General features: G+C 62.1%; 18 protein-coding genes. 14 read left to right on the forward strand and 4 right to left on the reverse strand.

Annotated features, from left to right (window positions below):
* Nucleotides 1–43 precede the first annotated feature (43 nt).
* Complete coding sequence (locus tag RAD15_RS12045; RefSeq protein ID WP_458177567.1) at nucleotides 44–292, forward strand: hypothetical protein; 249 nt, start codon at nucleotides 44–46, stop codon at nucleotides 290–292.
* Between the two features lie 144 nt (nucleotides 293–436).
* Nucleotides 437–706 carry a DUF6894 family protein gene (locus RAD15_RS12050; RefSeq protein WP_458177569.1) on the forward strand — a complete coding sequence of 90 codons (270 nt, stop codon included), beginning with the start codon at nucleotides 437–439 and terminating at the stop codon, nucleotides 704–706.
* Here RAD15_RS12050 and RAD15_RS12055 read toward each other — a convergent pair.
* Nucleotides 700–906, reverse strand: a complete 207-nt coding sequence (locus RAD15_RS12055; RefSeq protein WP_458177571.1) for a hypothetical protein — start codon at nucleotides 904–906, stop codon at nucleotides 700–702. The two genes, RAD15_RS12050 and RAD15_RS12055, sit on opposite strands and share 7 nt — an antisense overlap.
* Complete coding sequence (locus RAD15_RS12060) at nucleotides 903–1,103, reverse strand: hypothetical protein (protein ID WP_458177573.1); 201 nt, start codon at nucleotides 1,101–1,103, stop codon at nucleotides 903–905. Before RAD15_RS12060 ends, RAD15_RS12055 begins: the two co-directional genes overlap by 4 nt.
* 327 nt (nucleotides 1,104–1,430) lie before the next feature.
* Between RAD15_RS12060 and RAD15_RS12065 the strand changes: the two genes are divergently transcribed.
* From RAD15_RS12065 to RAD15_RS12075, 3 genes are all read left to right on the forward strand, one after another.
* Nucleotides 1,431–1,631 carry a hypothetical protein gene (locus tag RAD15_RS12065; protein ID WP_458177575.1) on the forward strand — a complete coding sequence of 67 codons (201 nt, stop codon included), beginning with the start codon at nucleotides 1,431–1,433 and terminating at the stop codon, nucleotides 1,629–1,631.
* A 270-nt stretch (nucleotides 1,632–1,901) separates the two neighbouring features.
* Nucleotides 1,902–2,084: a hypothetical protein gene (locus tag RAD15_RS12070; RefSeq protein WP_458177577.1), complete on the forward strand. Its 183-nt coding sequence runs from the start codon at nucleotides 1,902–1,904 to the stop codon at nucleotides 2,082–2,084.
* 554 nt (nucleotides 2,085–2,638) lie between these two features.
* Nucleotides 2,639–2,998 carry a hypothetical protein gene (locus tag RAD15_RS12075; protein ID WP_458177579.1) on the forward strand — a complete coding sequence of 120 codons (360 nt, stop codon included), beginning with the start codon at nucleotides 2,639–2,641 and terminating at the stop codon, nucleotides 2,996–2,998.
* A 153-nt stretch (nucleotides 2,999–3,151) separates the two neighbouring features.
* Here RAD15_RS12075 and RAD15_RS12080 read toward each other — a convergent pair whose 3' ends face one another.
* Entirely contained in the window at nucleotides 3,152–4,687 is a 1,536-nt protein-coding gene (locus tag RAD15_RS12080) for an FAD-dependent monooxygenase (protein WP_458177581.1), read from the reverse strand.
* A gap of 99 nt (nucleotides 4,688–4,786) precedes the next feature.
* On the opposite strand from RAD15_RS12080, the gene RAD15_RS12085 reads away from it, so the two are divergent.
* Nucleotides 4,787–5,332, forward strand: a complete 546-nt coding sequence (locus tag RAD15_RS12085; protein ID WP_458177583.1) for a hypothetical protein — start codon at nucleotides 4,787–4,789, stop codon at nucleotides 5,330–5,332.
* 306 nt (nucleotides 5,333–5,638) lie between these two features.
* Nucleotides 5,639–5,968 (forward strand): hypothetical protein, encoded by a 330-nt coding sequence (locus tag RAD15_RS12090; RefSeq protein ID WP_458178000.1) that lies wholly within the window; start codon nucleotides 5,639–5,641, stop codon nucleotides 5,966–5,968.
* Between the two features lie 106 nt (nucleotides 5,969–6,074).
* Here RAD15_RS12090 and RAD15_RS12095 read toward each other — a convergent pair whose 3' ends face one another.
* Complete coding sequence (locus RAD15_RS12095) at nucleotides 6,075–6,989, reverse strand: hypothetical protein (RefSeq protein WP_458177585.1); 915 nt, start codon at nucleotides 6,987–6,989, stop codon at nucleotides 6,075–6,077.
* A gap of 103 nt (nucleotides 6,990–7,092) precedes the next feature.
* Here RAD15_RS12095 and RAD15_RS12100 point away from each other — a divergent pair, with 103 nt between their 5' ends.
* The 7 genes from RAD15_RS12100 (at nucleotide 7,093) to RAD15_RS12130 (ending at nucleotide 13,490) form a co-directional block, all read left to right on the forward strand.
* Nucleotides 7,093–7,962, forward strand: coding sequence for a M23 family metallopeptidase (locus RAD15_RS12100; protein WP_458177587.1), 870 nt, complete (start codon nucleotides 7,093–7,095; stop codon nucleotides 7,960–7,962).
* A gap of 18 nt (nucleotides 7,963–7,980) precedes the next feature.
* Entirely contained in the window at nucleotides 7,981–9,267 is a 1,287-nt protein-coding gene (locus RAD15_RS12105; RefSeq protein WP_458177589.1) for a PBSX family phage terminase large subunit, read from the forward strand.
* Nucleotides 9,268–9,372: 105 nt separating this feature from the next.
* Nucleotides 9,373–9,612, forward strand: coding sequence for a hypothetical protein (locus RAD15_RS12110; RefSeq protein WP_458177591.1), 240 nt, complete (start codon nucleotides 9,373–9,375; stop codon nucleotides 9,610–9,612).
* Nucleotides 9,613–9,838: 226 nt separating this feature from the next.
* Entirely contained in the window at nucleotides 9,839–10,624 is a 786-nt protein-coding gene (locus RAD15_RS12115) for an Ivy family c-type lysozyme inhibitor (protein ID WP_458177593.1), read from the forward strand.
* 200 nt (nucleotides 10,625–10,824) lie between these two features.
* Nucleotides 10,825–11,808, forward strand: coding sequence for a hypothetical protein (locus RAD15_RS12120; RefSeq protein WP_458177595.1), 984 nt, complete (start codon nucleotides 10,825–10,827; stop codon nucleotides 11,806–11,808).
* Nucleotides 11,809–11,859: 51 nt separating this feature from the next.
* Entirely contained in the window at nucleotides 11,860–12,447 is a 588-nt protein-coding gene (locus RAD15_RS12125) for a portal protein (protein WP_458177597.1), read from the forward strand.
* Between the two features lie 539 nt (nucleotides 12,448–12,986).
* Nucleotides 12,987–13,490, forward strand: a complete 504-nt coding sequence (locus tag RAD15_RS12130) for a hypothetical protein (protein WP_458177599.1) — start codon at nucleotides 12,987–12,989, stop codon at nucleotides 13,488–13,490.
* The last annotated feature ends 6 nt before the right edge of the window (nucleotides 13,491–13,496 follow it).

A 13,496-nucleotide genomic window follows, 5' to 3' on the forward strand; every position in this document is an offset into this window, starting at 1 on the left:
CGCCCAAAGCCGAAATCGCAGCAGGGGTGAGAGAGCAGCCTCCATGCCCGGTTTGGCCGAATGCCAGAGCCTCCTGCGTCTGTTGATCGCAAGGGGCGATCCGAAATCCATCCCGCTCGCCAAGGGCGCCATCGATCAGTTTCTGAACACTGCGCCGGTCAGCGCCCGCGGGCGCGGCCTGCGCGTGCTTCAGCGCGATACGCTCGACCAGCACGATGTTGCTGTTGGCGTGCAGCGCTCGTTCGCCGAGACGGTGGACGCCTATATCGAGGGCAAGCTTGCGGAGGAGTGAGAGGTTCGCGCAAGCGGGCGACTCTCGCCCGGTCACGGGCCCGGAGCGGCCGTGTTCCCGGAACCCCTTGATCCCAAGAGAAAAGTTTCGCGTCGCCGGAAACCTTTGTCCGTCCCGGACCTATTAGGAGAAAAGGATGTGGCAATGCCCCGATATTACTTCGACCTTCACGACGAGAAGGGAATAGCACTCGACGAGGAGGGACTTGAATTGGCCAGTCCGCGCGCCGTCCGGGCCGAGGCCGCCAAATCGCTGGCCGACATGGCGCGCGACGCCGTGCTCTCCTCGCCGCTCACAGGCGGCCGGCAGACGATGACGATCGACGTGCGCGACGCCAGCGGTCCTGTCATGCAGGTGAAATTCTGGTTCGAGATCGAGAATCTCAAGACGCGATCGCACTCACGCGATCATTGACGCGACAGCATCCGCGGCGAGGACTGCTCGCCCTCGAGCACGCCGACCTTCCGGCCGAGCTGCCAGATCTCCACCTTGCCCTGTCGCGTGAATTGCCGCGCGATGGCAAGCGCCGACTCGTCCGACAAGGCCTCAAACGCTTCGGCGGAGCGAAAGACGCCGTTCTCGCCGACGAGATAGGCGCGATATTGTTGGGTCATGACGGCGCCCTCAGGCCCGGCGAGCGAAGCCAGGCATCGATCTGCATGGCCGTCTCGTCCTGCCGCGCCCTGCGCAGCAGGAGTTCGCGGCGGCGGCCGGGCGAGAGCGCGCGTGCTTCGTCGCGAAGCCGTTTTGCCTCGTCGGCAAGCCGTTCATGGAGTGTGTTGGTCTGTTTGAAACGACGCCGCTTCATCATGGGGTGCTCCCTCGTTGGAGTAAGGCGGGAGCGCAACTGGCGTTCTCATCACCGGTTGATGCCACGGGCCTCGCGGTGATGAGGTGACCCTACGCCTCAGGCGGCGGCGCACTCCTATCATTTGATATGTCCCGCAGATTTATTTTCGGGGGCTAAGCTGAGCGTTTTGAGTGGCTTACTCAATTGGAGGCAGGCGATTCCAAAGTACGATTTTGAACAAAGGCGACCTCAGTCAGTTTACTTCCATCACCGGCCAAGGCTTTGTCCGTGGGCGTCGGTGGCAGAGAGACCGAGAGTGCTCCCGCCTGCAGCGAAGGAGCACACCAGATGCCGGTGTATCGGCCGTTGCCTGCCGATCATGAGCAGACCGAGTACATGCGCGAGCTGACGCGCGAGGCGCGCGAGCTGTTGAAGCAGCCGCTGCCCGACACCTTCCTTGGGCGGAAGACGCAGGAGGCGCCTCCGAAAGAGGTGACGCCCGACGACGAGGCCGGACGGTCTATCTCTCCCACGGGGGATGAGCGCTGACCACCAGCGCGATGCCGACGGCCGGCTGCAGGCCGGATCGCAGCGTGTGGTTCTGGCGGGCTTGGGGGCAAATGGCCTGGGCCAGCGAACGCTGGCGTAACAGTGCCAGCTGAAGCTGCCTTGCTTCGTCCAGAGCGGCATCGGCGCGCGCAATCAGCGGGTCGGGCAATGATCCGTGCATGGCGACTCAACGGCGCGCGTCGGCGCTTGTTCTTGCGCGGGCAGCGGGCCGCCGCAGAGGCTGCGCCCGGCTCAGGCGGAGAGGCTCAGGTGCAGGAACTGGTTGAAGGCACTCGGCACATCATCGGCAAACGCATCGCCATTGACGAAGCCGCGCTTGCGGTACAGCGCCAGAACGATGCGTGTCTCGCGGGCTACCCGGCTCGACAGCAGTCAATCCGAGCGATGTTCCTCCGCTCCCGGGCTACCATTCACCTTCTCTCTCCGGTCTGAACGAAGAAGGACTCACGCGGGGTGATCCCCGCTTCACGGGCGCCCTGCCGGCCTTTCCCGAGCCAAGCCCAAATGAACAAAGGCTCGGTCAATTGCCTCCGACCACGGCAACGACGCCGGATCCCTTGATTCTCAGGTTCGATCCGGCCACCGGGGCTCCACTTCCATTCTCCGAGCGCTCACCAATCCTCGATCCCGACCCACCTTCCGGCGGTACGCCGCCTAATGCGCTGTATGGTGTCGCCGGGCTCGCCGCGCTCATGGCTGTAGCTCCGGAGCTCTGGCCACTGTGGGGAATGTTAGGCGTTGGACTAGCAGGGACGGCGTCGGCTCGTGCGGAGGGTGGCGCAGGGACCAGTGCCGGCAGCGTCTTCTTCACGGGTACAACTCCTTACAATACGTTCTCCTCGAGCAATCCTGTCCTTCAGACAAGCCCAAGCAACTCTCTCTGGCATGCGCCTGCATCGCCGGCCAAAGACAAGACACTTGAATCGGAACCTGACAGCACCTTCGCCGCTCGCTTTGGCAACTGGACCGATACGCCAGCCGGCGCGATGCCCGCCCAAGTCGCGCCAGCCGCCCCGACAGCTCCCGCCGCGGGAGCAGTCGCGCCCGAAGAGGTTCGGCGTCTCACCCGCGTCAACGCGTCGAATGCGGGCAGCGTCTTCACATCGGGGAGTGCGCCAGTCCCGTATCTGCCTTCCACCGAATTCAGCGAACGGTTCGGCAACTGGAGCATGCCGACCGCTGACGGCCAGTCACCGCAGACGAGCAGGCCCATCGGCGCGTTCGCGGATGAGCCGAGCTATCTTATCCCGCCGCCGATCTTCGGGTCGGATGGTCCGGGCAATCCGCGCAATGATGCCGAAGAGTGGTTCTCGCGCTGGATACGGCCGCTGCTTCGGCCCGACTGACGGTTGGTTACGGAGTTCCGCCCATGCTGCTCGAGATCGAACGTTGGATACGTCGGGCAAAACACCAGAATGACGTCATCAAAGGAATTTGGATCAAGCCCGCGGGATGCCGCGGGCTTTGCGCGTTTTGACCGCGTGTGAGCTGCAGATGCGCTACGCCGCAACAGCCGGTCCGAACCACGTCGTGAGTGCTTCTGCAAGTCCGCGTTGGCTCTTCTCGCCGACCCATGCCACATGCCCGTCGGGACGTACCAGCACGGCCTCTGGCGCGGCAACCTTTCCGATGGCCGGTAGCTCCCATCCGCCGTCGTAGTCGGCGACGACGACTTCGACGCGATCGGCCCGCGGCGTGATGTCGACGCCGCTGGATTTTCCAAAATGGAGCAGCAGCGCCCGCGCCTCGTGCAGCAGTGTGAACAGTCTCAGCGGCCTGCCTTCGATCGTCACGTCGAGGTCCGGCATGCGGCGTCCGAGCAGTGGGTGTCCGTCGCCGAGATCATAGCGGATGTCGAGCCCGCTCATCATCGCGCCGAAGCACTGGCGCGGCTCGTCCATCGCGAGCAGCTCGGCGACAGTGTCGCGCGCGGCCTTGAGGCCGTCGTCGCCGCGGCGGAGCAGGGCGATCTGCGCCATGGTGTTGCGCAGGACGCGCGCGGCGACGGGATGACGCTCGGCGTGGTAGCTGTCGAGCAGGCTGTCCGGCGAGGAGCCCTTGACGACCTGCGCCAGCTTCCAGCCGAGATTGACGGCATCCTGCAGGCCGGTGTTGAGGCCTTGTCCGCCGACGGAGTGATGGATATGCGCGGCATCGCCGGCGAGCAGCACGCGTCCTTTGCGATAGGACGCAGCCTGCCGTGCCGCATCGGTGAAGCGGGAGATCCATGCGGGATTTTGTACGCCGAAGTCGGTGCCGTACACGGCGATGAGCGCGTCGCTGAGATCGCGCAAGCCGGGCTCACCCGTGCGATCGAGCGTTGCTTCCGTCACGACGACCAGCACGCGCCCGCTCTCGCTCTTGCTGAGGCCGTGAAAGCCGAGCGCGTCGTGACGCAGGCCGAAGGCCGGCGCCTCGCGCATCTCGACCTCGGCCATGAGATTGCTGAGCGTCGGATCGGAGCCGACGAAGTCGATGCAGGCGGCCTTGCGCACCGGGCTGCGACCGCCGTCGCAGCCGACGAGATAATCTGCGCGCAACGTGCCGCCGCCCGACAGCATGACGTCGACGCCGGCCGCGTCCTGCACGAAGCCCGTCACTTCGCAGTTTCGATGGATCGGCACGCGGAGCTCCGCCACCCAATCGGCCAGGATGCGCTCGATGTGGCTCTGCCGCAGCGCCAGCCCATAGGCGTGCCGGGTGGGAAGGTCGCTGATGTCGAGCCGCGTCCAGGCAAAGCCCGCGAGCTGGACGATTTGTCCTTCGCGCAAAAAGCGATCCGCGACGCCGCGCTGATCGAGGATCTCGATGCTGCGCGCGTGCAATCCGCCGGCGCGCGTGCCGACGAGATCCTGGCTCCCGCGCCGTTCGACGACGGCGACGGCGACCTTTGCGAGTGCGAGCTCCGCGGCGAGCATCAACCCGGTCGGTCCGCCGCCGGCGATCACCACGGCATGCGCGGCCCCCGTCGGGTTCCGCGTGTGGCTTTGCTCGCTCCGGCCGCGGGAGCGGGACGTGGGAAGCAGTACAGGCATGTCGTGACCCCTCGACGTGTTGCTGGGTCGGGAGTTCTACGCGACAGTCGGGGACTTGAAGCAAGCCCCTTGCGCACCACATACTGAGTTGGGAGGACGATGTTCTCTCTTGCGTTCGACGCGTTGACACGTCGGGCAAAACACTGGCAGAATGGCATCATCGAAAAGAGTTTGGTTCGGCCCGCGCGGGATAGTCTGCAGCGGGCTTTTTCATTTCAATCGAGTGTTCTTGCTTCAACACACGCTTTGACACGTCGGGCAAAACACCGGCATAATGCCATCATCGAAAAGAGTTTGGTTGGGCCCGCGCGGAATGATCCGCGGCGGGCTCTTTCATTTCAATCGTGCGTTCTTGTTTCAAGTCAGGCTTTGACACGTCGGGCAAAACACTGGCATAATGCCATCATCGAAATGAGTTTGGTTGGGCCCGCGCGGAATGATCCGCAGCGGGCTTTTTCATTCCGACCGAGCGTTGTTGCTTCAAGACAGGCTTTGACACGTCGGGCAAAACACCGGCATAATGACATCATCGAGACGAGTTTGGTTCACCCGCGCGGAGAAATCCGCCGCGGGTTTTTTCGTCTCGATCCAGAATCGGACGGCGACCCACGCATCACGGCCACGCACTCGCTTGATACGCGTTGAGAGAGCGCCGATCGGCGTGCCGCCGTCCGAACCAATCTTGCTGGCCGTGCACGCGCGAACGTGCCGGCCCGCGGCGCTGGGCCTGTTGCTCGCGCCGCTGCGGTCTCCGGGGACACGGAGATAGGGTTCGCGCCCGAAACGATCGCGCCTTGTCGCGCGATCTGCCGCGCATTTCTTTTCTCGTGGAGAGCTGATGACTGCCTATCTCATATCGCTCGCGCTCGCGGGCCTGGTTGCGATCGTGCTGTGGGAGACGTTTTCTTGAGCGAGGAGGCCGAATGCGAAGTCGAGAGCGCTCCGGCGCGCGTGCCTGCGCGAAGGAATACGTCAAGGGCGCGGACGCTCACCGAAATTCGCTCGCTCGCGCGCAGTCACACCAGGACAGCGATAAGGGTCCTTGTCGGCATCATGCGCAGCGACGACGCGACGCCGGCGGCCCGCGTCTCGGCGGCCAACGCCATTCTCGACCGCGGCTGGGGCAAGGCCGCGCAGCCGATAGAGAACGGCGAGGACGGCGGGCTTGAATTTGTGCACCGGATCGAGCGCGTGATCGTGCATCCGGAAAACACGGGAGACGTCGGTGCGTCGGTCACGATGCCCCCGTCGACGGAAGCTTCGATTCGGAATTTCGGTTGAACGTTTGAGACGTCGGGCAAAACACTGGCAGAATGGCATCATCGAAATGGTCTGGTTCAGCCCGCGCGGGAAGAATCTCTCCGCGGGCTTTTCGTTTCGGTGAGTCCTAGTTTTTGGTCTGCTTGCTGGTCCGGCGTTGCGCGGCATAGGCGCGCTGCACCTGGTCGCTGCAATAGGACAGCTTTCGGCCATCGCCGGTGAAGTGTCCGTTGTTGATGATCCAGAGGATGACGGTTTTGTCGTCGACCTTCTTGAACATCAGGTTCTCACGGTCCGGAGTGAAGTCCATGTCTTGCACGCTGACGGCCTCGGGGCCCGGAGCCGTCTGCGGTGTGCAGGTCGCGCCGATCCTGACTGTGTCGGGAAGCTGAACCCGCGTCTTTTCGATCTTGCAGATGTTCCAGGCTGTCGTGATCGATTTGCCGGAGAACGAAACGGTGGTGTCGTCGAACTTCGCGCAGCGTTTCTCAAAATCGGCGCCTGCCGCGGCGTATACGCCATCGGGCGGATGGGCGTTCGCTTCTATCTTGGCTCCCAGTTTGACTTCGGCAAGGGCGGGCTGCGTCTCCAGAGGGCAGTAGGCCGCACGCCAGGGAGGCCCCTTGAGCTTCCCATTCAAGCTCTTCTGGACGGAGATTGTCGCAGTATCGATCCGCTTGATGAACATGACTTCCTTGAACTTCCTGGTCTCCCAGTTGGGATCACGAGGCTCGAGATCCTGCGCCAGGTTGTAGTCGTTGCAAATCATGTCGAGCTTCAGTGAGCCGGGCGAGAGATCAGTCATTTTCTTGACCGTGCAGCCCCATTCATAGCCGTGGACTGACTTGCCGCGGAGATCGATCGTCATCTCATTGAGTTCGTTGCAGGACGACTGGAAGTCTTTGCCGGGCGCGGCATAGGCGCCGTCTTTTGGGCGCCATCTGTCGGGCGCGGTCTTGGGGCTTTCCTGGGCGTGGATAGACAGGTCAGCGCACGGCAACAAAAGCGCGGCAAGCGTCAACATTAAGGTGAAGCGTTTCATCCGATTCAGTTTCACGAATCCATCCCTGCACAAGGTTTGGTGTTGAACTGTCCGAGGGCGTCAACGGCAGAATAGTGGATCGACCATAGGTTGAGCAAGTGGGATGCGTTCTGGCGCTGCCTGGCTTGCCCTCAATCCATTCAATGAAGTGGAGATTTATATGTCTTGGGAAGATGCCCTGCGACGAATGCTGCCACCGACCGACGGCTTTCAACCGCACACCACCAGCCCATACGGTGCAATTCGGGACGTTGGTACATCGCCCCATCGTGGCGTAGATGCGAACTACTACGTTGGACCAAACGGACAGCAGAGAATCAATCTCAGGAATCCCGCACTGCGATCTCCGGTCGATGGCATCGTGACCAATGCCGGTGAAGGAACGGCAGGTCGCATAGCGATCAGGGACGCAGACGGCGTGTCACACGAACTGCTGCACACGCACAGGCAATATGTCAGCATCGGCGATCGGGTTGTCGCGGGACAGATGGTCGGCACGATGGGCAACATGGGAGTGCGCGAGGAGTACGTGGAGAAAGGTGATCATCATCTTCATTATCAATTGATCGATGCCGCCGGGCGTCGTCTCGATCCCCAGGCATTCTGGAATCAACGAGAGGTGCCCGCGCCGAGCCCGCCAGCTCATGTTCCGGAACATCAGCGGTATCTCCAGGACGCGGATATCGTGCCTGCGGCTCGTCCCGAAGATGTGCGGATCCTGAGAAGGATGACTGCCGGCAAATCGGATCGATCCACTTTCAATTCGAGTGATGGCGTGCCAGTGCCTTTTATTCTGCCCGACGCTTCGTTTCCGTCTTCGCCGCAAGGCCGCTTCGAGGGACGGTTCGGATCGTGGCCTACACCTTCCGGCGGCGTCCTCGCCGGCTCCAATCAAGCTCCACAGGGACAACCCGCCCCCCCTAAACAACGAGGACTGGTCCGCGATGTGGGCAGGCGCATCGGCCTGCCCTGACGCGAGCGAGCGCATCCAGTGTCCATCCTGAAAATTCCGACGGCCAAGATTTTCGAGCCGCTGCTCAAACCTGCGCGCTACAAGGGCGTCTACGGCGGACGCGGCTCGGGCAAATCGCATTTCTTCGGCGAGCTCCTGGTCGAGACCTGCCAGGCCGAACGCGGCACGCTCGCCGTCTGTATCCGCGAGGCGCAGCGGACCCTGGCGCAGTCCTCCAAGCGGTTGATCGAGGGCAAGATCGCGAACCTCAATCTCGGCCACGGCTTCAAGCTGTTCAGCGACAAGATCGAGACGCCCGGGGACGGATTGATCATCTTCCGGGGGCTTCAGGATCACACGGCGGACTCGATCAAATCCCTGGAAGGATTCCGCATCGCCTGGATCGACGAGGCGCAGAGCCTGAGCGCGCGCAGCCTCGCGCTGCTGCGGCCGACGATCCGTGCCAAGGATTCCGAGCTGTGGGCGAGCTGGAATCCGCGGCGCAAGAGCGATGCAATCGACGATTTTCTGCGCGGGCGCCGGCCGGACGGTGCGGTGATGGTGAAAGCCAACTGGCGCGACAATCCATGGTTTCCGGAGGTGCTGGCGGAGGAACGGTTGCTGGACCAGAAGCTCTATCCCGAGCGCTACGACCACATATGGGAAGGCGAATATGCGCGCGCCTTCGAGGGCGCCTATTTTGCCTCGCTGCTGTCGGAGGCGCGCGCTGGGGGACGGATCGGAAAGGTCGCGGCGGATCCGCTGCTGCCGCTGCGCGCCTTCATCGACATCGGCGGCGCAGGCGCCTCGGCGGATGCCTTCACGATCTGGATCGTGCAGTGGGTGGGAAGCGAGATACGCGTTCTCGATTATTACGAGAGCGTCGGCCAGGTGCTGGCGTTCCACGTCAACTGGTTGCGCTCGCGCGGCTATCAGAGCGCTATCCTCTATCTGCCGCACGACGGCATCGCCACCAGCAACATCACCGGCAAGCGCTATGAGGATCATTTGCGCGAAGCCGGCTTTACAGTCGAGCCTCCGGTGAAGAACCAGGGGCCCGGCGCGGCCATGATGCGGATCGAGGCGTTGCGGCGGCTCGCGCCGCAGCTCTGGTTCAACGCGGACACCACGGAGCCCGGACGCGAAGCGCTCGGCTTCTATCACGAACGCAAGGACGAGACGCGCAACATCGGTCTCGGCCCCGAGCACGACTGGTCGAGCCATGCCGCGGATGCGCTCGGGCTGATGGCAGTTTGCTACGAGCAGCCGGGCAGGGCGGCCGCGTTCAACCGGCCGCTTCGCTACGCCGAGCAGGGCTGGGTGTGAGCGAGACAAGCTGTTGGGGTAAAACCTCCGGTTGACGAATGTTCGCGTTATGTTCTATGAGTGTAGTCTCTACCGCTGCGTGAGTCTGCGATGTCGGCGTTGGGAATGCTGGTCGAGTTGATCGGATACGCGGTGGCGCGAGCTACATTGCCGTTCCTTTCATTCGGCTGGATCTATGTCGAGCCCTTCAGCGCATCTCCTCAGCCATTGCGGTGGCCGTGTTATCGCCGCGACGTGAACGGGCGGATCGAAATGCATCAGAGGGCCGCCGGGTGGATCGGGTTTGGGATTTGCGTCCTGGTGCTGCTTGCGATCGTCGCCATGTTTCATGGCATGTTGTCCTGAGTGCGGCTGGAGAGTTTAGACAATGGGGCGTCGGACACGCGGTCGTCACGCTGACGGATCTGTCGAGCAGACCTACAAGGGATTCGGTGAGCGTTGGCGCACGGCACCGATCAGTCCAGGCAAATTTGACGTCCGTACTCAGACTCCGCTCTAAGCGAAAGCGCGCGGTCTGGAATTGCAGCCGCTACCTATGATAGTGCGTGCCTGGGCGTTCGAGGGAGAGATCATGCGACGGCAGTTTCGTTGGATCGTATTGGCGGCGGGTCTGGCAATGTGGGCCGTGTGCCCGCCGGCGATGGCCATTGGTTATCTGTCCGGTGTCTTGCAAAAGCCTGCCTATGTTCAGACCCTGACGACCCTGCTGGGTAACGCTCCGAGCTGGACTCGGGAAATCCTCAAGAGAAACGGCCCTTATGTGAGCAGCCCGCAATTCCACGAGGAAATCGCCGGAACTAGATACGAGCTCTTTAACATGTGCGTGCGTGTTGCAAAGTGCATCGACACCTCCATCGTCGTCATGTTTGCGCCGAATGGCACGCAGGCGTGGGCCGGGCTCAGGGAAAAAGGGGTTGTATCCTTCTTGGGAGCTCCGAGCGATGCGCAGCAAACGGTGCTGAAGAGCGAGCTCTATATTCCTGAGCCGCCGCCGAAGACCGGACCCTATCTGCCCGAGATGATGAAGAAAAATCCGGCCTATGCGCGAGCATTGAATGAATTGCTCGATCATGCTGACAAGCTGCCTGAATGGGCTCAGGGAATGGGCAGAGGGAAAGGCTGGAGCGTCGGGTCACCCGTCACCAATGTCACGATCGATGGCACAACCTACGAGTTGTTGTTCACCTGCGAGTCTCAGAATTGCAGCCTTAGCCAGCTGACCGTCATGTTTGCTCCGAACGCCACCCGGGCATGGGGAGCCCTGTATCAGGAAGGAACCATTTCCTACCTCGGCGCGCCGAGCGCCGCCCAGCAGGGGGCTCTGAGAGAACGGCTTGGCGACGGCAACCGCAAATAACGTGACGAAATCGTAGCGCGCACAAATTCCTACAGGGGTGTGGCTGCTCCTGGGGCGATCGCTGACTGACGGGTCGCTGACAAGATCGAGTCGTTGGTGGGGTTGGTCCACGCTCCCGTGACGCCGGCGCACCGAAAACGTCAATCTCTGGAACTGAACAGCGGTCCTCGTGGGCCGCTGTTCTCATTTGTGGAGGCAAGATGGATATTCTTGACAAGATCATTTCGGCCGAGAGTAGCGGGAATCTGATCAAGGCAAACAAGCCGAACAAGACGTCGAGCGCGCTTGGGCTCGGGCAGTTCACCAACGGGACCTGGCTCTACATGGTCAAGCGCTACCAGCACGAGCTGGCGGAAGGTAAATCGGACGCCGAGATCCTTGAGCTTCGGAAAAATCCCGACCTTTCGAAAAAGATGACGGCCAAGTACGCGGAGGAGAACGAAAAGGCGCTTCGCGACGCCCACCTTCCTGTCACGCCGGGCTCGATCTATCTCATGCACTTTGCCGGCCCGGGCGGCGCCCCCGCATTGATGAAAGCAAATCCGGATACGCCGGTGGAATCGATCCTCAGCAAGAATGCGATCGAAGCGAACGACTTCCTTCGGGGCAAGACAGCCGGCTGGGTCATCGCCTGGGCGAACAGGAAGATGGCGAACGCCCCGGCGTCAAAGCCGAGCGTATGGGACAGGGGCGGCCAACCCATTCCTTCCATCCTGCAGACGCAGGCAGTGGAGCCGGCGTTCGGTGCGACGAGCTGGCCTTCGCGCCCCGCTTCGCCCAATGTGTTGTCTCCGGATGGCGCTCGTCGGTTTACCGGAGCGCCAAGTGCCGCGCCGATTCCTTTTCTCGATGGAACGACACGGGCTCAACAGGCGCTCGATAATTCGCTTCCCGCCCCGGGAGCCGCGCCGTGGGACCTTGCCGATCGTTTCGGACGTTGGAGCGAGCTCGGTGGGGTATTGGGACCGGCGAGCGCAAGCTATGCGTCCATCGGGAGCGGATACGACGCGCCGCCGCCTCCGGCCGCCAGCGCGCCGGCTCCGAACGCGCTCGGCGAGAACGCCGTCGACCCACCCGCTGTCCGTCGCAGCGACATCCGCCGATTGACCCGGCGCAATGTTTCAAACGAGGCGGATGTGTTTACGTCAGGTGCCTCGCCGGTGCCGTACCTGCCATACAGGTGAGGCTTTGCCCGCCGGTGTTGCGATGAACGAGTTCTGACCAAAGGGTATTTTATGGCAAAGATGTCGATTTCCGAAGTAAAGGCGATGCTCGCCTCCGAAAAAGCCAACGCGCTTGCCGCAATGTCGGCTGCGCGGCTTGCCGAGGAGCGGGCCGTTGCCATGGACTATTATCTCGGCGACATGCGCAAGGACATGCCGGCGCAGGACGGCCGCTCGCGCGCGGTGTCGACCGACGTCGCCGACACCATCGAAGGCCTGATGCCATCGCTGATGGACATCTTTGCTGGCTCCGACGAGGTCGTGCGCTTCGAACCGGTCGGCCCGGAGGACGTCGCCGCCGCGCAGCAGGAGACGGACTACGTCAACCACGTCTTCATGCAGCAGAACGGCGGCTTCATGGTCCTCTATTCCTTCATCAAGGACGCGCTGCTGTCGAAGGCCGGCATCGTCAAGGTCTGGTGGGAAGAGCGGGAGGAGGAGAGCCGTGAGACCTATTACGATCTCACCGACGACCAGTTCGCGCTGCTGGCCCAGGACGTCGCGGAATCGAACGACACGATGAAGATCGTCGCGCACACGGTGCATGACGGGATCGAACAGCGAGACACGTTGCAGACTGGGCCACATTCGCTGCCTTGATCGGCCTGCTGATTTGTTGCGCCGGGCTTGCAGTGGTTCTCTCCTTTATTCACTGATTGCGCTGGAGCGACTGCAATATGGCCCGTCGGATGACAACGCGAGCACTGGCATCGAGCGGCGATATGAGCGCCCTCGGTCATTCCTAATGCGATTTCATCGACCGTCGCATCCTTGGGGCTGCGCTGTGCGCCTGACGAACGTCGATGAGCGGCGCTCGTGCCGCCTACCATTTTCATTTGCCATGTGTTCGGATTAAACGATATCGTTCGGACGCACCTCGGCCCAACTTTGTGGAGCCTACCATATGTGGCAGCTGATCCTTGAGAGACTTGCGTTAGGGCTGGCGAGGCGCCGCTTCGGTGCGAGCCCGCGGACCGCTGGATCCGGAAGTATATGGTAGCCCAAGTCTCGTTTGACGAAGTTCTCCATTTGTTCTATTCAAATCATAGGTAGTGGTGCGGTAAGCGCGCTCTTATACGGCGAAAGGTGTTGCGGCCGTTGTTGGCCGCTCTGTACTGCGAACGATAGAGGCAGCGCACATGCGATTCCAGAAAGATGAGCAGATGAAGTATTTGCCCGGAGAAGCACTTGGAATGCCGAAGTTCCCGATACTCAACATTCTCTCGCTGTTGGCAATTGCTTTCATAATCTCCGGATGTTTCTGGTCCGGGCCGTGGCCTCGCGTCGACATCAATATTGAGGGGTTGGGCGAAGGCGAGCTGGCGAAATTCCTTGGCCGCAACTCCAACTATGACGTCGATGGCCTGAAGCAACTGACGAAGAGGTTCATCATCGAGCAGACGTCTGCCAAGGGCATCTCTCGCGACGATGCAGAGGCTCTTGGTTTGCGGTGCGCCCCGGCGCCCAGCAAGGAGTGCAGCTATTCGGGCGAATATTGGGTTCGAAGCGACCAGCGATATGTCCCGCGCGATGGTCCCGACTACGGAGCACGAGCAGTTTATCATGTCGACGTGCGGCTCTCCTATCTGAAGCCGCATGACGCCGTCGTGCAAGCTCACAAGCGCTACGTTCCCGATGAATGAGCAGGT

Source organism: Bradyrhizobium sp. 14AA, from assembly GCF_054185205.1.